Below are 23,183 nucleotides of genomic sequence, written 5' to 3' on the forward strand. Positions count from 1 at the left end.
CGCCATAAGTAAGCGAAGTGCCGATAAACGCAAGTAGCAGAAAGGAGAGGAGGAATAGTACTGAGGTTCTTTTAATCATAAAAGTACCCCTTTCGGATAAGTAAAGTGTTGCGATTGTAGTAGAGGATCTTGGCCTATACTATACTTGAATTATTAGGATATTGCCAGCCCCCTTAGGCAATTATTATAGATAAACTCTGAAGCCAGCCCCCTACATCCTATGTTTGGTTAAATATATACAATTATTGAGAAGTTGCAACGATTTTCATGCAGTTTGGCGAAGTTTTTTAATTATTGATATTAAATGAAAAGACACGCTGGAGTAGCCAATAAGCTCGGATTTCATCTTAATTAATATACTTTGTATCAGAACAGGAGCCTGATTTGAGGCTCCTGCTTTATGCATGCGAAGAAATTATTTTAATAGAATCATTTTTCGGCTATGAGTAAATTCATTTACGGATATGCGATAAAAATAGATGCCGCTGGCGACGAACAGTCCATTTTCATCTTTCCCATACCAGGTGACTGTATATTCGCCTTTTTCCATCTCCGAATTAATAAGTGTTTTTACGCGTTGCCCCAAAATATTATGTACATTGAGTTGAACATGTCCCGCTTCAGGTATTGTAAACATGATGCTAGTCATAGGGTTAAACGGATTGGGGTAATTTTGATTTAAAGCATATCGCAGAGGAAGCGAAACCTCTTCATCTTCCAAATAGCCTTTATTGCCGATCACCAACCGGGCCGACTTTATTTCATCCGCCAATGGTAATTCAATCCCATCGCTGGAATAAATCGTGGTACCGTTATCGAAAGCCAGCGCCACGAAATAGCCGGTTTCCAGATTATTAAGTCCGCTTAAGGTTAAGATTCTGTTTGAAGCTTCTGATATTTCAATATCCCAGGTCAGGCCGTCCGAAATCTCCGGTCGCATATCGATTCGCCTGAGACGATCACTATTTTCGGGCAATTTGAAGGCCAGGTAAGGAGCGTTTGGCGCGGGAGGAGGCTCCGAAAGATCATATTTATCGTTTCCGGTCAGAGCATCGCTTTTGACACCGGCATAATTGGCGTCGTCAATCAAACCGTTTGATTCTAATTTCAATTCAATAAACCAATCATTTGAATTCTCCGACACGAATGGTTTATTTACGGGTGGGGCTTTTTTGGAGCTCTGACGGTAACGAACCCATGCGGAAATGCCATGCCGGTGAGCGAAGACGAATCCGCCGTCCCATGCGGGAATGGTAACCACGTTTTGATATGAGGCGCCGTTATACCGGTAAAAAGCATTGTCTATGAGTGAATCCGGGAGGCCGCTAATAACGGTTCCGTTATACTCAATCAAGATATCGGCAAAGTTTACGTTGAAAGCAACGGGATTGGCTACTAAATTCCATCCGGAGTCGAGAGGGATTTCATAATAAGGATTGCCCAGATACTCCTGATTAGGCCTAACTGACGAACCAGCCGAACCGTATGTCAAGCCGCCTCTCGCAATCAGCCAATATCCCCGGCCGGGGCGAACTGAAGAAACCGAGGGAAATTCGCTTACCGTTCCCGTCGCGCTATTGAAACTGCCCAATCGCCAAACGGTTTTATCGGCGCTGCCCAAATCGTCGGTGAAGACAGCCGATGCCGAAGCCGAATTGGGGTTAAGCGGTAAACCAATAATACGATATTGAGCGTCTGGCATCGGACCGGGACGCTGGGCTTCAGCATTATCCAGTTCGACTACAAACGCAAACGGTTCCTGTGCTGTGCCAATATTGATGGACGAAGCATCACGAGTGATTGTAAAGTAATATTCGACGCCGCGTATGCCTAATTGATTGGCCGGATAATTATAAATTAGAGTGTCACCTGTTCCCGCAGACATCTGGGCAAGACTATATCCGGTTTGGCCTCCCTGACGATAATAAATCGTACCCGATGCGATACCAGTGCCGCCTGAATAAGCGACTTTTAGTACCTGCTCCACGTTTTCGACAAATTCAACATTTGGCCGGTCGTAAGCGACCGTTACCTGAGTCAAATCCGTAAGCGGCCCGATTATTCCACCGGAGACGATATAAGATCCGCTCGCGGAAACGCCGGAACCTGTCAGGGGTATACTTCCGGTTATCGCATAAGAGGTTGAAGCCGATGTTCCGCCTCCTCCTATTGGCCCGCTAAAGGTAAGTGAGTAATTATTGCTGGTTGATTGAGCCAGGGTCATGGTTGCGGGATAGAAAAGCAGAATCGAAATCAAAACAACGAGCCCGATAATTGACTTTAGACTGAATTGTCCCTTAGAAAGAAATTCGGTAATCGACGCATTATCAAAATACTTCATATTTACCTCAATTCATTTTCAATATCCTGCAAATCAGGGGCGGCATTTTCTATACCGTCCGCGCCTGTATTGGCCGGACTGCTCACTGTTCCGTAATTAGTTGGAAAGTAGCAGGCCGTGATTTCCAAATTATAAAAGGCGTCACCCGGATTATATCCGGTCGTGAGTTGGCTATTTACATAAAACTTATAAGTCCCGGCTGCGGGGATTGTAAAAACGCGTTGAGCGCATACTGGCTCAATAAAAATACCCGTCGGTAGACCCGAAGGGATAATTTGGGTAATTAAACCGAAATTTTCGGGCACGATACTTTTTATCTCCGAGATATTCATGAATACCTGATCAGTGATACCCACAATATGGCTAAAAGCAAATGAAGTCGTAGCTGTCACATAAATAAATCCTGATGATGGAACTTGAATTGTAACTGAGTCCATGGCCATGACTGAAGCGGATAAATCTCTTAATACAGCAGCCGGTAGAGACGCTCGATAGGTGATGCCCGGTTCATGCGAAGTTCGTGCCGCGGTGTGCGAAGCGGGGGCGGATGTCAAAAGCTGGCGGGGCATCATTTCGCCATCGCCTTCTATGTTTATGCCAAGATATCTTTTGGAACCGTCCAAAACGGTCGTGCTTAACGGTCCCAGCTCAACGGTGAAAATTCCGTTTTCATCAGCCGCGACAGTCATTGTGGTATCATACAGGATTACGGTGGAAATATCGTCGGTGGTTCCGATTGTGAACAGGACGCTGACCGGCGCACTGATGGGATTGCCGTCGGCATCGGTTAACCGGCCCTGGTACATAATTGTGTTGGCCGTATTATCAACAACCTGCCCTGCTGCCAAGGCCACAGAAAAAATCATGATGATTACTGTCAGACAAGTGGCTTTAATTATAAAGGCTTGCATCCCGTCTCCTTAAGCGATTTACCATATCCTCTCCCAAGCTACTTCTTTGAAGCCGGAGGGTCAGGAAATCCGGGCAGGGTATTATCGACCGGTTCTTCATCGCCTCCTCCTCCTGAAGCGGCCACCACCACCGCCGCAACAACTCCGACACCCAGGCCGATAGCCCACCATTTAGTATACCAGGGCTTGGATTTTTTAATGCCTTCCTCGGTTTCAGTGATAGTTGGAGTTTCCAACGCGGGTTCGGAAGTAACTTCTTTGACGACGGGCGGTTTTTTTTGTTCGGCTTCTTCATCTACCAATGTTTTAGCTTCATTCATCATTTCGATAAATTCGGTTGAACTGATATCCAATTCGCCGCGCCAGTCTCGATAAGATTCAAAGGCGGCTTTGAATTGTTCAATTACTCGCGCTTTTTTCTCCTTGTCATTTTTTAATTTCGCGTAATAAACCGCGGCCAGGAGAACGTGGGCGTCCGCTTTTTGTTCGATTGTCAACTGCTCTCCCTTTAAATAGTCGAGGATTTCCTGTTCGGCACAATTATAGTTAAGCGATTTGAAACTTATCCGGGCATTATCGAGAGCAGGATTGGATTTGTCATACGGGCACTCGATCGGTTGCGCCGACAACATCGATGGGGCCATTATCATCTGTAAAAAGCAAACGAAGAGCGGGACAACGACCGCTCGATATATGAGGCTATTTTTACGCATAAAACCTCCAGATTTTGTGCTATTCAAAATTCGTTACTGAGACCAATAAATAACCATCGGCACCGAGTTGATTTGCTCATCGCCTTCGGCTCCCAGCATAATATTCCCTTCTTCACCAAATATGGTACTGCGCGGTCCTCCCCCATGTGGAAAAGTAACGCATGAATCTATATTTATATTGCCTGCCGTTTCTTCTGATAAAGGTATTAGTTCCAGTGAAACAAACCATTCGCCTTTGGCCTGCCGCAAATCAAGAACCGGAAAATTGGTAAATGTTCTCTCGCGGCCGTTAAAAGATATTTTTAATATATGCTGTTCACTCCAAGGAATAACAGCTATCTGCATATCGATCAGTTCCGGCTGACCGTATTCGGCGATCAAATCGATAGAAATATTTTCGTTTCCTTCAGCCAACCTCAACGGTTTTCGATAGAGCGGATAATCAGGATGCATGGCCACCAATTCATAATTTCCCGGCGAAATTTCGGTTCTCCTGTCGGTATCCCATTTGTTTCCGTCAATTGTCAATACCATATTGTCAGTCGGGGCGGCTTGCACCAAAAGTCGACTCATTGGCGGCGGGGGAGGAGGTTCCTCCGGTTTTAGCTCTTCCTGAGGAGGGATGGATTCAGTCTCCGATTCGGTCTGGATATTCGCCTGTTCGGTAGATTCTTGTCGGGCAAGATTATTTTCCGTATCCTGTTTAGCTGTTTGTTCCTCAGGTGATAAGCTTGTTATTTGTTCTTTTTCTCCGGAAATTTGTTCAGCCGTTTCAGAGGTTTCCTGATTAATTGTCTCGGCCGCGTCGCCTGAGCCGTCATCTGTGAGCGTTTTTTCTTCCGGCGCCTGTGCCAGTTCCGTCTGTTCATTCGATTGCGAAGCCGCGAAATACTGCTCCCATAATCCGGGGCCGTATTGCCAGCCCGCGATGGCGAGAATTATAACTAATAGGGCGCCGACAACCGTTTTGGTCGGGAATTTCCTGCCGGAACCAAAGGCGACATCGAGTTCTTCAAAATCCGCCGCCATGTCGGCCGTGGATTGGTATCTTTTTTCGGGATCGGGATGAGTCGCTTTGAGGAGAATGCGGCGAAGTTCGGGAGATAATTTTTCAGCGGCCTTGCCTCCCCATTCGGAAAAAATCGGATTGACGGGATTGCGATAGGGTAAACTGTTGGTGGCAAGGTTAAACAGCGTTATGCCCATTTCGTAAATATCGCTTTTGAACGGATTATAATTTTTGTCGCCGGCCTGGCGTTCGGGTGCGGCGAACATTGGTGTTAAGGCGGTATAGGCGGTTTTGGTCGCGTCCCCGCCGATTTCTTTGGCGATACCAAAATCAATCAGATAAACGTGTTCATTTTTATCGACCAGGATATTTCCCGGTTTGATATCGCGGTGCGCGATTTTTTGCTTGTGAGCGTAAGCAACAGCTTTGCTCATTGAACGGGCGACAGTCAGAAATAATTTTTCCGGGAGGGCGCCTTGCGATTTCAATATTTTACTGCAGTCTTTACCGTCAATGTAAGCGACGACGGCGGCTCCTTCGTCGGGGAGATAATCGAGGACGCGACAGATATTGGGGTGGTTCAGTTGACACAGGATGCGGGCTTCTTTGTCGAATTTTTCTCGGGATTGAACCCGTTTGAAAAACTTCACGACAACCCGTTGTTCGGTTAAATTCTGGTTATAACCGGCATAAACCTCGCCGAAACCCCCTCCGCCGATATAGGTTTCGATTTTATATTTACTCCCGATGACCCAGCCGATTATTCCCAGCGGATCGGGATTATTTTGTGAGGAACCCTCATCTAACAAGGTATCATTATCATCCGGCATTGACGGCTCCCTGCCTGAGTATATTAATTGCCGCTCGGGCATAATTATAGAGTTGGTTTTATTCTAACCCGAATCGGCGCCGCACTCTATTACAGCCTAAAATGTATTGTGTTTTAATTATTTACCGCAACAAATTTTTTTCAAAAAATAATCTACGCACGAAAGAGAAAACTCGGAAATTCTTATTTTCAACGAATGAACGCAATCAACAAAATGTTGACTTGAGAAACGTATTGTATGTATAATGCGGTAGCTCAATATCAAATTATTCAAAAGGATAGGCGAGGATGGCCGGAAAACCCGCAGTTTGTGTCGGAGATCAAACAGCCCACGGGGGCGTCATAACCGGTCCCGGTTGCCCGACGGTTTTAATCGGAGGTAAACCGGCGGCGGTGATGGGAGATATGCATACCTGCCCGATGGTGACGCCGGGCGTGCCGCCTGTCCCGCATGTTGGAGCAACTGTTATGGCTACCGGGGTATTGGTTTTGATAGGCGGCAAACCGGCGGCTCGTATGGGCGACACGGCGATTTGCACCGGGCCTCCGGACGCGTGTATTGTCGGAAATCCAATGGTATTAATCGGCGACGGTGGAGCCGGTGGAGGCGGAGCCGGTATGGGGCAGGCCGCCAAAAAGGCGACCGGTTCGACCGCGGCGGTTGAAGATAAGGAGTCGCATTACCTCGATGTTAAGTTCAAAGACAAAGGCGGTAAGCCGATTACGGGAGTTAATTATACCGTTAAAGGGCCGGATGGTCGCAAAGTGCCTGGGAAACTGGCAGGGCAGATAAAGAAAGTCGGCGTCGAAGAGGGGAGCTATGAGATTGAGCTTAAAGCGATCACTGACGCCAAATGGTCAAAGGAATCGGCCAAGCTGGGCGACAAGGTAAAGCTTCAGGCAGATATGTCCGGTATCGAGGATGGGACCGATGCGGAATTTAATGTATATGTTTCGGATATAAATTTTCCTGAGGAAAAATTAACGGCGATTACTACAAAAGTATCAGGAGAAAAGGCTGAGGCCGAATGGGAATTGAAAATCGATAAAGATTTATTGTCAATTCAGGATGGTAAAGAAAAAAAGAAAAATTATAGCTCGCCTTCATTTTGTTTTGAAGTGATAGCCGATGGCACCAAGAGGCGTTCAAAGTATATTACCTATAAAGCTGAAGTCAAAATCAAATTGAAAGATAAAGACGGTAAGCCTGTAAAAAACGCCAAATATAGGGTTAAGATGCCGAACGGCAAAATCGTATCGGATAAACTGGATTCCAAGGGAGAGGCGAAAATTAAGAATGTTCCGCCGGGGCGAGTTCGTGTCTCTTATGAACCAAAGAAAAAATAGTGATAGTGGGGAATTATGCATGGTCCGGATGTAGTCGGTGTCGGCGCTGAAGCGGTAGCCGATGCCGGCGGCGAGGCTGAACATCAAATTGTTCCCGTTCCGATTGATATCATTGAATTTGAAAATACTCTTTTTAATGATGGCAGTTCGGTGTTGATGCCGGATCGGATTGATGACGTCGAAGCCGATGAGCCTCCCCCACCAGGTTTTGCACTTCTGGCGCTGGCCTATAAGCAATTTGAGATGGATGATCGCAAGAAGATGCTGGTGGCGGGCCATTATGACGCGGGTGAAAATTCTGCTCTAAATCGAAGCATCTCGGAATTTCGGGCCAAAAGTATTTTATATTTGCTAACCGGCAATAAAAATCAATGGGCGACGGTTTCAGCCGGACATCATCAAATCATAGACTATAAGAGAATCATGGCTTATTTCAGCGGCGTTAAAGGCTGGAACTGCACTCCTCCCGAGATAAATAATGAATGGGCTGACGGCGATGACGGTGACGGGCCGATGGTTCGACGCTTTTTCCGCCGTTATAATCGTTCCGTCTCAAGGGCCGATCGCGTTCCCAACAATTTTCATAATTCGATAAATTCAAGTGAAAATCATCTCTGGCCGGAGCGAGCGTGGCAAGTTGTCTATGATCTTTATATAGATCGCATCCGACGGGCGTTGGGCGTTCGCCTGACAGAACTGAATACTCTACGCGGAATGCATCAGTACGCCAATCCCGCGCAATGGTTGTCATGCGCCGACAGGATTCCGGTTCATGCCGATTTTCACGACCGATATCGCGGCGGCGATAATAATTGCCGGGTGGAAATACTGTTTTTCAATCAGGACGTAAACGTATTGACCTGCCCTGAAGCGGAAGCTGTCGCCGAGAGGTTCCCGATGTGCGAGCGGGGCGGATACGAGCTTAACTTTTGCGATATAGAAGATCTCAATGCGTGGCCGTATCATTTGAAGTTTACATACTATAATCGGGCAAAAAATTCGGTGGAAGCGGTTATCAATTGTCTGGAGATTAAGGCGTACTCGGGGCGTCGGCGTCGGGAAGTAGAAAATGTACGGCAGGCTTTTCAAGACGGAGTATATACGGTCAAGGTACCGCAAAACAGGATTCGAAATCAAATTCATTTTGGATTTGAGACGGTTCCGGGCGATCCATACCCGCCGACCGACACGATATTTCTTTATACCGATGCTGAGGATGCGGTACCGGAAAGGAGAGCTCTATCAACGGCGCAGGTAACGGCTTTAACGGCTCTGGACCGGCAGAAATATTATGACTTGCCGTATAAATGGTCCACCCGAAAGTACTGGACACGATATCAGGACGGGGATAATCTGGAAGGGGCTCGTTATCGTCAGGTTGTCAGGAGTGAACTTCGCCTGAAGCCTTATAGAAATAATAAAACCAAAGCCAGCGAGTCTTTGTTGTTTTCTTTGGATGATATCGTATTGGCTAAAAACAATCGAAGCCAGCAGGTTAAGGATTTGCGTCCGAACGGCACGACCGATCGTAACCTGAGCAATGATTCCCGTTATGCTTTATTTCATATTGAACATCGCGATATCGCCGGTATGCCGGAAGTCGCCTATGATTTAAAAAAACTCAAGGCGCTGCGGATTCACAATCCCAAGGCTGATGAGCCAAGTTTCACCAACCATGAATTTAGTAGAAATCTAATTACCGATGTGCCCGATGACACTCGGGTAATTTGTTTTGCCGGTAAATTTTATGATGTTTATGACAAGAGATCGCATGACCGGGATCCGAATTTCAGATTTAGCCGCAATCACGTTCTGGGCGCTCGTCTGGCGGTGCTGGAAGATACTTCGGTACATATTAAGAAAGTGGTTGATGCAAAAAATGACGCCGATGCCCGGACAAAGAATTACGGTCTCAGAAAAAGAAATAATTTGGCGGCGGTGGGTAATTATGAGATGCATTATATTCATAATTGCGCCGCGTTCAATGATAAGATGCTGGCCTATCTGATAATTTACTGGTCGACCCGCCTGACTCGGGTTAATAAGTCCGGAGGGAGACAACGAGGGACGGTTGCCGACGTGACCAATCATCGCGAAGAGGGTATGAATAACGCGATGAAAAGATCAAATAAGGATTATTTGATAGAAAAGCATGGTCCTCCGCCGGCTCCTCCTCCTCCCGACGCGGAACCGGTTCCGGACCCGCATGATATTATTATTCGGCCGTTTCACTTTTTTGAAGTTAAGAAAAGCGGTCGCGGAGGCAAAGCCAAGGCAGTGACCAATATCATCGCCAATACTCTCAGCAGCGGGGCGGCTTCGGGCGCCTGGACGATGCCGGAAGAAGCGCAGCTGCGTGCCCGTGATTATGAAGATGATCCCAATTATTTTGGGACGCCCGATCCTGATAATGCCCTGGCGGATACTGACGGGAATACTTACAATGTGTTAACCAATCATCATGAATTCGGACACGCGACGGGCAACTGGGATGATTATCTATATGATTTTGAAGACAGCTCTGATAATAACTGGGGTGATTTGCCCAGGTACAATCAGCCATATACGGCTGAAGGCGGTCCGTATATGTGCGATAAATTGTCAAGAATGCGCGTAAACCGCACGGCACGCATGAGAAATTTTTGGAAATTCGTCTGCTGGTTACATGACGATTCGGCGGATAATACAAAACCGCTTTACGATTTTTTTCATAATACCGAATTCAAATTAACATGCAAGGCAACAGACACTTTAACTCATAATTTTCGACTTGAAGAAGCAAATCGTAATGTGGCCGAGGCGGCTCGGACCGAAATAAATTACACAATCGAACCGGATGTTGATTGTGATTTGCTTTTGTATAAACTTGGCGATGGTGAGTTGAGCCGTATGATTCATGCAGGTCAGGTTTTTGATTCAATCCTGGTTGTGAGAACGAAACTGGCGATAAAGTTTGATAACAATCCGGATGACTGGGATTTCGCAAACGCCCGAGCGTGGGCGCAGAATTTAAACACCGCGCTGGGAACTATGCTCAATGATAAATTCCGAATTGGCTGCACTACCGCTGCAAATGGTTTTAAAAATATCTATTTGTATTTCGTTCCCCATTATCAGGTTTATGAGCTTGATACCACCGGCAGCGCTCCCGCTTTTTCTTACGCCGGAGCGGCGCCGGGTGACGCTCATTTTGATTTAAGGATAAAATTCCAAGCCGCGCATAGTGTCGCTAACGCTGGTAAAGTAATAAATGCGGATTGGGGGGATCTTGCGGATAGTGGGGCGGATTTGCGCACAAGACTTATTCGGCGTTTGTTCGGCGAAACCGGTACGGGCAATTTGGTAAAGGCTGATTTTGCAAGAATTGTCGCATGGGTGCAGAATCATTACGGTGACGCTACCCACGCCTATGCTATTAATGATTTATAGTATTTAGGGTTTGGATTATGAGCGATATATATAGTCGATATTTTGCTAACAGCCGCCATGACGGATGGGTGAACCAAAATGTTACCTCTGGGGGAGATATTGCCTGGAGGCGAATTATTACCGGCGATGAAAAAGTGTCGGCCGAATCTCGCCTGCTTCTGAGTTCTGATAATCAAATAGTCGTCGATGGAATGCGGAAGATATTCGTTTATTCTTCCGAGGGTTTACAGCTATGGAAACGCGACAAGTATTACGGGTGTCAGGTAGCGCTGCAAAATGATTTAATCAACTATAGATCAGCCGATTCCGTAAATTTAATTCATGCGGTATCGGTGGTTGATGGAAAGAAAGCGCATGATATTTTTCTGTCGGGAATAACCAAAAATTCTGATTTGGTTTTCTTCGAGCCTCTGGAAAAAGGACTTGTCGCTCAATTACAATACACATCTTCGCATGATAAGCCTTCTGATGAGATGCTCATCTATCTGCTTACGGGGACCATGCCGGGATTTGATTGGAGTTGTATATTCAAAGGGAATAGAAGCCCGCTGATACCTCTGGCCGATATTGAAAATCGCCGTTTCGTAACATCTATACAGGGCGAGTTGGTCGTATTTGACCTCGATAGTCAGAATCGAACGCCCGAGCCTGTCAGTCAGTTTCCGTTTCCGCTTGAACAGCATACCGCCTGGATGAGTTGCGGCAAGGGCGGAAAATTGTATTTTGCGGGGTGCGGCCCGAAAGGGCTGGAAGTGGCGATTGCGGAATTTAACGGTGAATTAACGGCACATTCTGAGAATCTTGATATTCCGCCGGTAAAACCAATTGCGCCGCCGATTTTGTCGGATGAGCATGTATTTATTCTGACTTCATCAATGTTAATTGCGATTAAGGATGGCGCGGTGGATTGGACTTTTAAGCCATTGCGCGGCAATTTGCTTTTTGGGACGGCTCTCTCCGACGGTTCAATTCTCGTGGCTTCAACCGATATGGTTTATCATCTCAATGAAGCCGGTGAATATTATTTTGAAACGGTCATCGATGAGCCGATCGTGACCCCTCCCGTTGTCGACGGGAATGGGCAGGTATTTGTCGCCAGCAGGGATACTCTCTATGCTATCGGGTAGTTTATATAAAGTTGGAATCTCGGCGTTGTTGGGTATTTTTTTGATTGGCGGATTAAACGTATCCTGTAAGGAAAACGAGCAAATGCCGGAAAAATTGACTTACAAGTTTTCATACGGTCCGAAATTGCAGAAAATCGGGGATAGTCTCACCGTTTCGTATAAGCCTCATTCTACAAACACTCAACGACCTCAACCTGAAGATTCGCCGTTGCAGCAAAAAACGGTAACTCTGAGCACCAATGAATTTAAGTCGGTCTGGAAGAAAATAAAAAAGATAGACGTGCCGCGATACAGCAATGTACCTGATGAAGATTTTGTACCAACTCCTCCGGATGTTAATTACACTGAAAGATTGCGTCTTGTGATTGATGATGAAGTTATAATTGATTGGTCGCATGAGTTTGGCAGATTAAATGATAAATTGGTTAAACCTTTGAATGAAGTAAATGAAGTTCTGATGGAGTTGTTTAATAAACGGTTGGATGAAGATTAAGATAGATTAAATTTTTTGGATGAGAAACAAATTACGGGATAGAGGAAATGAAAAACAATATATTCACATTGGAGCTTTCGGATAATTGGGTAGACCGGACAACGTTTTTATACATGGGTCTGGAAGACGGCGGGATGCAGCATATTCTTAATTTGAGCGTTGAACCTGAAATCGGCGACGCTGATTTATATGAATACGCCCGGGAACGGATAGACAATGCCGTTACCGCTATGCCCGACGCCGCGATTATCAAAGAAGAAGATAAGACTCTGCCAAACGGCAACGCCGCTTATGAATGCGTTTATAAGTGGATATCTCCCGATGGAAAGATGGTATTTCAGAAGTTACTATTTTTAATCATTGAGGGCACCGGATATAATTTTTCGGCCAATTTTTCAAAGAAAACTCTAAAAACTCTCAGGCATGAAGTGGACGGAATAATAAATTCGTTTCAGCCTGTGCCGCATTCGGATGATGAGTAATTATGCCTTTGAAGTTTACAAAATCAACCGATACCGAGCATGAAATAACTCTGGATTCTTCGATGGCATCGACCCGATGGAGATCGGGTTCGGCACCCATCGGCGGCAAGGCGGAATTTGAAATAATAACGGCTTTTGTCGGTAATGGGGCCAAGATAAAAGTGACCGGAAAATCATCAGGCGGCAGTAGTCTGGGAAAAATCTCTTCGACTATAAGAAATAATGTTTTTGTCGGCTCGTTTGATATTCCTGATGATGTGGAGGCGGATGAGGAAGTTTACTTTGAAGTGAAACTATCGGCCAATGGTCTTTCCGGGGAATCTAATCGAATTCTGGCCCGCCCGCGAATTGTCGTAAGCAATATGCGATGGAGCGCGGAAGAGGCTCGCCGGGGAGATACTCTGAAATTATCGGCTGATGTTTCCGGGTGCCGCGATAACGATGAGGCAAAAATCACTATTTATGAATATGACAGTGACGGCGTTCACGACCGCATTTGTGAAATACCTGCCAATATCCGGGAAAATAAGATTGAAATCGAATGGGAGTATGAATATCACGAGGATACCGATGAAATCCCGACGCAGGAAGAACTTGACCAATACGGAAGCAGCTATAATCCACCCGAATACTTTTTTGTAATCGAAATTAACGGGCAGAAATTCGGTCGCGAGCAGGAATCAAAACTTTTGAAATTTAAGGATTTTGTGGAAATAAAATTACTCGACGAAGAGGAAGTGCCAATCGCAAACGAGGATTATGTTTTGATTCTTCCGGACGGTAGCGAGAAAAAGGGCAAAACGGACGGCGATGGCAATATCCGGATTGATGACGTTCCGCCCGGACGAGTGAGGGTTGAATTCCCCGAGGCAATAGAAGCTGAGGTCTCTGAACCGGAGAGAGATTAAATGTGCGATAAGGATGGATTTCATTACACAATTAGAAAAGGTGATACATTGTCCGGAATTGCGCGGCGCTTCGGTGTCGCTCACTGGCGGATAATATACAATCATTCTGAAAATGAAGCATTTAAGGCATCTCATCCCGATCCCAATTTAATACATCCCCGCGAAGTAATCTGGGTACCCGGGGTTAAGGCGAATCAAGTTGCGGCGGCCAGCGGAAAGCGAATTAAAGTAGTCGCACCCCGGCAGCGTCCTGGCAAAAAGCCGATTGCCAGCATAAAATTGGTATCGATTACTTATATAACCGATCATCATGTGATGCTGGCTAAGTATGACGATTGGAAAAATCCGCAAAACGGGGATGAACGAAAAAAAATCGAAAAACCCGAGTTTATTGCCGGCAAAAACGATGATGAAGCTCTTCCGATAAGCCATACCTGGAAACAGAAAATTAAAATGAAGGTGAAGATGAAGGTTGAGCCGGTAAATTGCCTGTCTGCCAAAGGCAAACTAATTGGGACCGGAAAACATCCAGGTTTATCATTTAAGTCGGGGAAAACGAAATTTGTCAGCGGTTTTGTTGAAGTTGTCGTAACGGCTGATGATAAACTTCTTGAAGAAGTGGGCGTTGTCGAAGATTATGAGATTAAATGGAGTGTTCAGGGTGATGGCCTCAATATACAAGATGCCGGAACGTCCAAGCACGATATATATATAACAACCGGCACCCCTAAAGTGGCTAAAAGCTGGCCGATGGCGAATAATGACGGAAAGAATCATAATTATCTGACAGCCAATCGAGTCAGGTATGCCGCCTTAATAGCACAAAAGAAAAAAGACCCGCATGAGATTGTAAAATCTATCTGGGAAAGTTATAACGGTTCATATGATTTAAGCGCCAACGGGAATAAAAATCCATGGAAACTGGTGGTTGATGATGAGCGGGGTCAGTGTATGACTATTTGTTCGTTTATTGAAAGCGCGGCGGCGATGCTGGGGTTGAAGGGACAGTTGGTTTTTGTCTGGCCCAGTTTTGCCAAGCCAAAAGGAAAGGGGATGACCCGAAGTCATAACGATTACGCCAAAGCCTGGGCAGCGGCGTCTCCCGTTTATCAAGAGCAAAAGCGCTCTTCCAGCAAAAGACCTCCCCATTCAGCCAATTCCGAACATCATAAACATTTTCCAAAAGAAATCGTATCCATGGTCGATCATGCAACTGCGGGAGACGGAGTGACATGGCTGCCGGGGTGGAATACTTATGAAGCGACTTTTAGATTTACGGATAACAAAGTGACAAAATATTATGGCGGCGGCGGGCCTATTGAGGATTCCCCAAGCGAAATCCTGGAAAAAGTTTGCGCTTTGATTTCCTGGTGCTATTATGTTCCCAAGCCGGGTACGCAATTTTTGTACGCCCAGACATTTTGCCTGACCGACGGCCAGGAAAGCTGCTTGTGGTGGAGTACGCATCATAGAAATCCCTGGCCGCCTCCACCTATGGCCGCGGAAGTTTTGCCGGGGTAAACTATGCTTCGAGAACTATATTGCCACTCCGTTGGTCGTTCGGTTATAATGGGTTTTCTGGTCATGTTTTTGTTTTTTGGAGCCGGATGTTCGCAGGAGGAAAAAAACGGTGATAAGGAGAAAATTATGAAATCGGAATGGCTGGAAAATAAATTGAAGTCAAACGGACTCTCATCCATCTTTTTCGAATTTGAGGATATTGACTTTGATAGTCTGGGCAAAGGTCCGCGAGCGGCAATACGATCGGCGGAAAGTTGGCAGGAGGATTTATTAAGCGATGATTTTTCGGTTCCGGCGATCGCCTTAAAAAAAATACATCATAGAAGGGAAAACGAGCCGGATGCGCTGTATTTTAAGTACAAGACAATTGATTTCGGAGTTGAAGTTTGGCATCAAATGGATATGTTGGTCATTGTACTCACGCCGAATGAATTGACCCTGGAAGAATTTGAAAAAAGTGGATTAAAATCGGAACAAAGACTTAATGGTGTGGCCCGTAAGTTATTATTAAATTCGGAAAAAATGGAACTGGTGAGAGATGATTACAATAAGGGCGCCTATTTTGGATCGCATAAGAAAATTGAGGATAAGGAGTTTTATGAGCTCTCTCCGGTGGAATTATTACGCTGGTGGTATACAAAAAACGAAATCGGCTTTGCGGTTCTCAAAATAACTCCGGTAATTGAAGGCAATATTCCTTCCAGTGCGGGCATGAGCGATCAACAAATTCATATGTGGTTCGATGCCATCGTTGCGAAAAGATATTAAAGGCTTTTTTGAAGATTAATTGATGCGGCAGACAGAATTAGTAGTTGACAACAGCGTGGTAGTTATTGTAAAATAAGGGGTTATCGCAGGCAGGGTAATTGCCGGCATAATTTGACATGCGCATACAATATTAACAACGAATCGAAAAGAAGGCGAATATGGATATTGCCAACTATTCTTCGGATTCACGGGCATTAATAAAAAACGCTCGCGAGATCACACAGTCATTTCGTCATCCTGAAATCGAAGTCGAACATTTATTAGTCGCGACTATCCGGCAGGAAGGGTCGCAGGTGGAGTCGATTATCAATCAGCTGGGGAAGAGCATCGCTTTTTTGGAATCGGTCATCGAGACCCATTTAAAAGATCAATCAAGCCGGGGCTCAACCCGGGAAAAAGTGGCGGTGTCGCCTTCGGTGCAGGAAGTATTAAACTGGGCTATTGAGGAGAAAACGAAATTATATGACGCGCTGGTAGAACCGGAACACATATTTATCGCCATATTCGACCCCAAATCGCAACTGGCACCTTATGTACGGGAAAAGCTCGAAATCACCAAGGAAGATATCTATCGAGCCATCGCCGACAGCAAATCAATCGAGGAGATAACGGCGACAGCCGAAAAGAAAGCCGGAGCTGCCGCGTCCGAAGAGAAAAAAATATCGGGGACACTGCGATATTGTATCGATTTGACTAATCGAGCCGCGGCCGGTGAATTCGATCCTGTGATCGGACGGGATAAAGAAATCCAACAAGTTGTTCAGATTCTTCTGCGGCGGCGCAAAAACAGCCCGGTTTTAATCGGAGGCCCGGGGGTTGGTAAAACGGCAATCGTGGAAGGTTTCGCGCAGTCTGTAGTCGATGGCGAAGTAGCTGAGGCTCTAAAAGATGTTAAGGTAATGGAACTTGATATGGGAGCGATGGTGGCGGGAGCCAAGTATAAAGGTGAATTTGAAGAGAGACTAAAAAATCTTATCGGAGAGGTCGTCAAGACGGCGGGCAAAGTGATTTTATTTATTGATGAGGCTCATACTATCGTAGGGGCTGGCGGCACGACCGGCGGAACTGACGCCGCCAATTTATTGAAACCTGCTCTGGCCCGTGGACAAATTCGGCTTATTGGCGCGACGACCGAAGAGGAATACACCAAGCATTTGGAAAAAGACAAGGCCCTGGAGAGAAGATTTGAAAAAATCCGCATCGAGGAGCCAAACCTTGATGATGCTATTCGTATTGCCCGAGGAATAATTTCCAAGTATCAGGAGCATCATAAGATTGAATATACATCCGAGGCAATTATCGGGGCTGTAAAATATGCCAAGCGGTATTTGAGCGAAAGAAATTTGCCCGACATCGCTCTCGATATAATTGACGAGGCTGGTTCGGAGTTTAGCGTCAAAGAGGAATATGCTAAGAAACATATTCCGCTCGTGGAAAAAGAAGCCAGGGATGTGGAAAAACTGATTTCCGAATGCGAAGGCAAGGATCCTGATAAAGACAAGGAAGATTTTGAAAAACTGCGAATCGCGTTCGATGAATTCGCTCGCAAAGTTGATATGCTTGACGGATACTGGGGACATCGCGTTGAAGTTGCCAACAAGGAGTCGGCATAATGGAAACAAAGATTAATCTGAATGATCTCAAGGCTGATTATAAGAGCAAAGTAGAAAAGTTAAAAGCCCTCAAGCCGGTTGTCGATAATCTGGAACCCCGGATTGAGGATGCCGATATCGCGGCTGTGATTGCCCGTCGGACGGGGATTCCCGTGACAAAAATGCTGACCGCCGAAAAAGACCGCCTGATAAATATGGAATCTTATCTGTCCAGGAAAATCATTGGGCAGGATCAGGCTATCAAGGTTATTTGTAATGCCATTCGCAAAGCGCGTTCGGGTCTCAAGCTTCCGTATCGTCCGGTAGGATCGTTTTTATTTTTGGGGCCGACCGGAACGGGAAAGACCTATTTACCCAAACTATTGGCCGAATTTTTATTTGATGATAAAAACGCGATGGTGCGGTTGGATATGTCGGAGTATATGGAGTCACATTCGGTGGCCAAAATGATTGGCGCGCCTCCCGGATATGTCGGGTATGAGGCGGGCGGACTTTTGACTGAAGCGGTCAGGAAAAAACCGTTTTCGGTGGTGCTTCTTGATGAAGTTGAAAAGGCTCACATGGATGTCTTCAATGTTTTATTGCAATTGATGGATGACGGACGTTTGACTGACGGGCAGGGAAGGACGGTTGATTTTTCCAATACGATTGTGGTTTTAACCTCCAATTTTGCCGCCGAGAAAATTCTGGAAGCGGACCGCGAGGGACGCGACCTTGATATGGAAGAAGTACGGTCGTTTTTATTTTCCAAATTCCGTCCGGAACTGCTCAACCGCCTTAATGATATTATCATATTTCATTCGTTTACGCAGAAACAGGTAGAGAAAATCGCGGCTTTGGAATTTGAAAATCTGTGCGTATTACTTAAAGACCAGAATATACAGGCGAGTTTATCAAAGAAGGCATTAGCCAAACTTGCCAAAGACGGTTATACGCCTGAGTTAGGAGCCCGGCCGATTCAGCGAACGATAGAAAAGGATATCATTAATAAGTTATCGGTGGATATCATTACCGGAGATGTATCCTCCGGCGATGAGATTGAGATAGATGTGAAGAATAAAGAGTATGTATTTTCGAAAAAGAAATAGAGATTAAACTTAAATAAAACGGAGGATTTGATGGCCAAATTTATTCTGGGCGCGACTGAAAAGATAAAGCGCGACGATTCCATCCCGGTGGAATTACTCCCCTCCAACAAACTTCTTTATGCGGCGAAACTGAACAACGATGAAGACGCCGACGTGACTCCGGTGCGGTGCAACAATCTCAAAGAAGTTTTCGAGAAATATCGTCCGTCTTTTTCGGTCGAGATGGATTCCACGGATGGGGAACAGGTCAATGCCGATTTCGAGATTAAGGCGATGAAAGATTTCGGCAGTAAGCAACTGATTGACCAGAATGATTATTTGCAAAAAGTGTATTATGGGAAAGAGATATTAAATGATCTCGAAAAACAATTGAAGAAAAACAATTCCCTGAAGAAAACTCTGGCGGACAAAGACAAGAAGGAAGCGCTTCTAAAACTCGCCAGGTATTACATTGACCTGTTAAGCGAAGAATAAAGAGAGGTGAGGATAAATGGGCGAAGAAGAAAAAAATGAAATGCAGCCGCAGCAGGCTGAAACCGCCGATGCCGCACCCCAAAAGGAAGCGGTTGAGATAGAAAAGATTTCCGATGAGGAATTCGCATCTATTTTGGGCGAGAATTTCGGCGATTATAAGAAGTTATCGGCTCTAATGCCGTCGTTTAAGACTCCGGATGGCGATCTGGTTCGAGGGGTTGAATGGTTGGATCCCAAGAAGAGTTTCCAGCGCAAGGAATTTCTGAACAAGAAAGATTTCGCGGGTCAGCGCAAGCTTTTGGCGCAAAGGCTGGACGCTTGGATTAACGCTCTCGCCGCCGATGAAGCGGACGATGATAAGCGCAAGAAACTCAGCGAAAAATCGGCCAAGCTGGAAGAGAATCTTAAGAAAAACATGAAGAAAGTGCATCGTGCCAACCGCGAAATCGAAACAACGTATCGGGCAATTGATAAGTTTTTTGCCAATGCGCAACAGGAACCGGATGAAAAGGTAAACGCTTATTTCGTTAATGCCAGCGCTGAAGAATTGGCCAACCCTGATGACAAAGAGAAATTTGAGGAAGTTTCCAAGGCGGTCGCTGATTTGTACCGGGAATGGAGTATCAAAGAATGTTTCTCGATGGCTGTCGTTCCGGGATATCTGGGGAGCGTTGAAAATATTGACGGTTTCGCTCGGATGCTGGGACTTCCCAATAAAGTCCATGTTATGACCGATTTACCCGATTTTGAATCGGTCGATGAGGTTATGGATATGCTTGACGATCCTAGTTACGCCAGTCTGGCCGGAATCGACGATTATAAGCAATACGTATCGCTGTTCGCCAACTATGTTCAGGCCAGAGCCGCCAATGAATATGAGGATGAAGATATGTGGATACCGCCCTCGGCGGTCGTGGCCGGCAAGATGTATCAGGGCGATACGACAGCGGGTATGCAGCAGCCAATGGCCGGATTTAAACACGGTAAGATAGCCGACGCCAAGTACTTACGGTTTAAGGCTAATCAACCGGATGCCTCCAAGATAAATGAAAAGGGCGTTAATCCAATGGTTAGTTTTGAAGGTACGGCGGTGGCAATGGGTGCCGCGACGCTGTTTACCAAAGAGACGTTCAATATATATTCGATTCGCCGGACTTATGATTATGTGTACAAGACATTGAGAAATTATCTGAATAAACAGACTTTTTCGGTTATTGATCAGAAGTTTGTCGATACTATGCGTCGCGATATCGACAAATTCATGAAGGCCATTTCGGGCGGGGATAATATTTTGCAGGATTACAGAGTTGAGATTTTCGCCGATGATGAAATGCGTAAACGCCAGGAGATCGATATCAAGGTTGCTCTTAATCCCAAATATCCGGCGCGGACTTTCAATATTGAATTCACAGCGTGGAATGAGGATAACGCAACCAATGTGAAGGATAAGTAAAAAACCTATTGTAATAACTAAAAATAAGGAGAGCCAGTTATGGCACGGAGACCAATTTTGGAGATTGATGGAGTTGTGTACAAAAACGTTTACAAGGTCGAATATGGCCTGTACACCGCCAAGGATGAAACCGGACGCCCGTCTGACAGGGCCCACGCCGGTGTCATTAAAATAACCCGCGAATCGGATGAAACGGTTGATATCGCCCGCTGGGCAATGGATTCGAGCAAGCCGAACTGGAAAGCGGGTAAGGTTACTTTCAACAATCCTGACGATGCGGCGATGAAAGAGCTGACCTGGGAAGAAGGATTTATCACTAAGTATGAGGAACAAGTCCCTCATGTTAAAAATAATCCCGAAGATCAGATTTCTGAGTATTTCGAAATATCCTGCCATAAATTGACTATCGCCGACGCGGAGATCGACAACCGCTGGCAAGAATAATTAATCGCATTACCGGGCGGGATTTATTATCCCGCCCGTTTAACAATTTTATCCACAGGCCGCATAATGGTGAGTGAAGAAGAAGAATATTCCGATAACGAAAAGACAATAGATCTATTTTCTGATGATCTCCTTGAAGATGGGGGAGGTATTTCGGGTGTTTTTGCGATTAAATTATGGATTGATGGCAAGAAAATCGAAAGCTCCGATATTAACCGAATCGAAATAATCCAGACAATTGATTCTCACCATGTGGTAAAGATTGTAATTCATGAATATGGTTTCGATGAGAAAGAAAATGAGTTATCTGATTCAATCGGTTATTCAGATGTTTTGGGAAAGTCGATATCCTTTGAAGTTGAAATGGAGGTGCCGGATGAACCTAGACCAATTAAGTCAACTTTCGTGGGAATCATAACCAAAACCCAGATAAGAAATAGAATTGATGGAATAAATGAAGGCATTATTACTGCACATGGCCCGACAATAGCAATGGACGGGGCCAGGCACAATAATTTTTTCATGGATCAGAGTGCATCCGATGTAATCGGTTCAATTTTGCGCAATTATCCCATTACTATTGGAAATGTCGAATCGACCGGCGGTCAAATGAAATATTGCGTTCAATATCGCGAAACTGATTTTGAATTTATTATGCGTTTGGCATCCGGTTCGGGATTGTATGCATATTATGACGGTGAAAAATTCAATGTCGAAAAGGCCCATCAATCAAACACCATAGAATTGGCCTGGCGATATACCTTGGGCGGCTTTGTATATGGTTGGGGAACGGCATCGGCCGAGTTTACATCGTCGGTTTATAACTATGAACAGAAAAAAACATTTGATCAGGATTCGAAATCATTACCAACCCAATCTTCAATTTCCGAGACGTCCAAGAAAAGCACGGAAGCATCCAAAAAAATATATACGGAATCCGGATTTAGCGATGCTCCCAAATTTGTAGCAGACGCTCAAGGGCTCGACAAAGTACTGCAAAACGAGAGAAATAAAGCTATAGGAAAGATGATTTTATGTCAGGGCACCTGCAGCCACCCCCAGATAGCTCCTGGAAAATGCGTCAAGGCCGGTGGCTTGGGTAAACTGGACGGCACTTATTGGGTCACCAAAGTCCATCATACTTTTGGAGCGGGCAGCTATACCAATAAATTTGAGTGCACACCGGTTGATGTCGCCTTTCCCAAATCGCATTCGGCTCGAGCGTCGGTAACCAATCTACAAACGGCCGAAGTAGTCGATAACATTGATCCGGATAAAATGGGTCGCATCAAGGTCAAGTTCCCGTGGAACGCCGACGACACCATCTGGATTCGGGTCGCCGTACCCCATGCCGGGCAAGACCGCGGCTGGTTTTCTGTACCTGAAATCGGCGATGAAGTGTTGGTCGGTTATGAACAGGGATCGCCTGATTTACCGATTGTAATCGGCTCCCTGTATAATAAGGATAACGCGCCGCATAGCGATACCGGCACGGATGATAATAGTGTTAAGGGTTTTATAACCAAGAGCGGCAATAAAATTATTATTAATGATTCCGGCGGGGGGGAACAGATCGGGATAATTGCCGCCGATGGAAGCCAGGTGATTATTGATTCCGGCGGTCCGTCGATTACGGTTGAGACAGACGGAGACGTGACCATAAAATCGAAAAATATTACACTCAAGGCTGACAGCAAGATTGTACTGGATGGCGGCCAGATTGAAATCAAATCCGGTGGCGATATTAAATCCGAGGCGAGTATGAATATGGCAACCAAGGCCGGTATTGAATATAAAATAGAGGGAACAATGGTTACCGTAAAAGGAACCCCGATACAATTAAATTAACGGCTTCTATGGAAAATTTAGCGTTACCTTTTGTTTTGCGGGAAGGATACCTCGACCGCGCCAAGCTTGATGAATCGATTAAGTTTTCAATCGGATTAATCCTGTGCACGCGGCGCGGATCACTACCTTTTGAACCTGATTATGGCAGTGATATCTGGGAAAAGGAATTTTCGGATTTGCTGACCGCCAATAAGGCCGATATCCGATCCAATTTGCGAAACGCGTTAGATAAGTATGAAAAAAGATTGTATAATATTTCTGTTTCGCTGGTGAGAATTGACGGTGCCACGCCGCACTCGGTGAGTATGGCGATTAAGGTTACCGGCAATTACAAAGAAGACAACGAAGAGCAGAAATTTGAGGCGAGTTATCTACTGGGGTAAAA

Annotated in this window: 18 protein-coding genes and 1 pseudogene; 15 read left to right on the plus strand and 4 right to left on the minus strand. The window is 45.5% G+C overall.

What is annotated here, in order from left to right; all coding sequences use genetic code 11:
• Nucleotides 1–415 precede the first annotated feature (415 nt).
• From V3V99_11280 to V3V99_11295, 4 genes are read right to left on the minus strand one after another with little or no spacing between them, the layout of a single operon-like run.
• Nucleotides 416–2,341: a T9SS type A sorting domain-containing protein gene (locus V3V99_11280; GenBank protein ID MEE9443234.1), complete on the minus strand. Its 1,926-nt coding sequence runs from the start codon at nt 2,339–2,341 to the stop codon at nt 416–418.
• Nucleotides 2,342–2,343: 2 nt separating this feature from the next.
• Nucleotides 2,344–3,252, minus strand: coding sequence for a hypothetical protein (locus tag V3V99_11285; GenBank protein MEE9443235.1), 909 nt, complete (start codon nt 3,250–3,252; stop codon nt 2,344–2,346).
• Between the two features lie 38 nt (nt 3,253–3,290).
• Nucleotides 3,291–3,965, minus strand: coding sequence for a hypothetical protein (locus V3V99_11290; GenBank protein MEE9443236.1), 675 nt, complete (start codon nt 3,963–3,965; stop codon nt 3,291–3,293).
• 33 nt (nt 3,966–3,998) lie between these two features.
• Entirely contained in the window at nt 3,999–5,804 is a 1,806-nt protein-coding gene (locus V3V99_11295) for a serine/threonine-protein kinase (GenBank protein ID MEE9443237.1), read from the minus strand.
• Nucleotides 5,805–6,091: 287 nt separating this feature from the next.
• Here V3V99_11295 and V3V99_11300 point away from each other — a divergent pair.
• The 15 genes and pseudogenes from V3V99_11300 to V3V99_11370 all read left to right on the plus strand — a co-directional run bounded on the left by V3V99_11300 (nt 6,092) and on the right by V3V99_11370 (nt 23,181).
• A pseudogene (locus V3V99_11300) lies at nt 6,092–6,391 on the plus strand (PAAR domain-containing protein).
• A 774-nt stretch (nt 6,392–7,165) separates the two neighbouring features.
• Nucleotides 7,166–10,579, plus strand: coding sequence for a hypothetical protein (locus V3V99_11305; protein MEE9443238.1), 3,414 nt, complete (start codon nt 7,166–7,168; stop codon nt 10,577–10,579).
• Nucleotides 10,580–10,596: 17 nt separating this feature from the next.
• Nucleotides 10,597–11,706: a PQQ-binding-like beta-propeller repeat protein gene (locus V3V99_11310; protein MEE9443239.1), complete on the plus strand. Its 1,110-nt coding sequence runs from the start codon at nt 10,597–10,599 to the stop codon at nt 11,704–11,706.
• Nucleotides 11,693–12,199 (plus strand): hypothetical protein, encoded by a 507-nt coding sequence (locus tag V3V99_11315; protein ID MEE9443240.1) that lies wholly within the window; start codon nt 11,693–11,695, stop codon nt 12,197–12,199. Before V3V99_11310 ends, V3V99_11315 begins: the two co-directional genes overlap by 14 nt.
• A gap of 47 nt (nt 12,200–12,246) precedes the next feature.
• A complete protein-coding gene (locus V3V99_11320) occupies nt 12,247–12,681 on the plus strand; it encodes a DcrB-related protein (GenBank protein MEE9443241.1) in 435 nt (144 codons plus the stop codon).
• Between the two features lie 2 nt (nt 12,682–12,683).
• A complete protein-coding gene (locus tag V3V99_11325) occupies nt 12,684–13,589 on the plus strand; it encodes a hypothetical protein (GenBank protein MEE9443242.1) in 906 nt (301 codons plus the stop codon).
• A complete protein-coding gene (locus tag V3V99_11330; protein ID MEE9443243.1) occupies nt 13,590–15,110 on the plus strand; it encodes a LysM peptidoglycan-binding domain-containing protein in 1,521 nt (506 codons plus the stop codon).
• Between the two features lie 3 nt (nt 15,111–15,113).
• Nucleotides 15,114–15,878, plus strand: coding sequence for a hypothetical protein (locus V3V99_11335; protein MEE9443244.1), 765 nt, complete (start codon nt 15,114–15,116; stop codon nt 15,876–15,878).
• A 158-nt stretch (nt 15,879–16,036) separates the two neighbouring features.
• Nucleotides 16,037–17,491, plus strand: coding sequence for an AAA family ATPase (locus tag V3V99_11340; GenBank protein ID MEE9443245.1), 1,455 nt, complete (start codon nt 16,037–16,039; stop codon nt 17,489–17,491).
• A complete protein-coding gene (locus V3V99_11345; protein ID MEE9443246.1) occupies nt 17,491–18,579 on the plus strand; it encodes an AAA family ATPase in 1,089 nt (362 codons plus the stop codon). The genes V3V99_11340 and V3V99_11345 overlap by 1 nt, the downstream gene beginning before the upstream one ends.
• 30 nt (nt 18,580–18,609) lie before the next feature.
• A complete protein-coding gene (locus V3V99_11350; protein ID MEE9443247.1) occupies nt 18,610–19,053 on the plus strand; it encodes a type VI secretion system contractile sheath small subunit in 444 nt (147 codons plus the stop codon).
• 16 nt (nt 19,054–19,069) lie between these two features.
• Nucleotides 19,070–20,506, plus strand: a complete 1,437-nt coding sequence (locus V3V99_11355) for a hypothetical protein (protein ID MEE9443248.1) — start codon at nt 19,070–19,072, stop codon at nt 20,504–20,506.
• 39 nt (nt 20,507–20,545) lie between these two features.
• Nucleotides 20,546–20,950, plus strand: a complete 405-nt coding sequence (gene tssD, locus V3V99_11360; GenBank protein MEE9443249.1) for a type VI secretion system tube protein TssD — start codon at nt 20,546–20,548, stop codon at nt 20,948–20,950.
• A gap of 66 nt (nt 20,951–21,016) precedes the next feature.
• A complete protein-coding gene (locus V3V99_11365) occupies nt 21,017–22,798 on the plus strand; it encodes a phage baseplate assembly protein V (protein ID MEE9443250.1) in 1,782 nt (593 codons plus the stop codon).
• A gap of 8 nt (nt 22,799–22,806) precedes the next feature.
• The gene (locus V3V99_11370; protein MEE9443251.1) at nt 22,807–23,181 is read left to right on the plus strand and encodes a GPW/gp25 family protein; all 375 of its coding nucleotides are present in this window, start codon (nt 22,807–22,809) and stop codon (nt 23,179–23,181) included.
• The last annotated feature ends 2 nt before the right edge of the window (nt 23,182–23,183 follow it).

The sequence above is a fragment of the Candidatus Zixiibacteriota bacterium genome (assembly GCA_036480375.1).
Taxonomy (GTDB): Bacteria; Zixibacteria; MSB-5A5; order GN15; family JAAZOE01; genus JAZGGI01.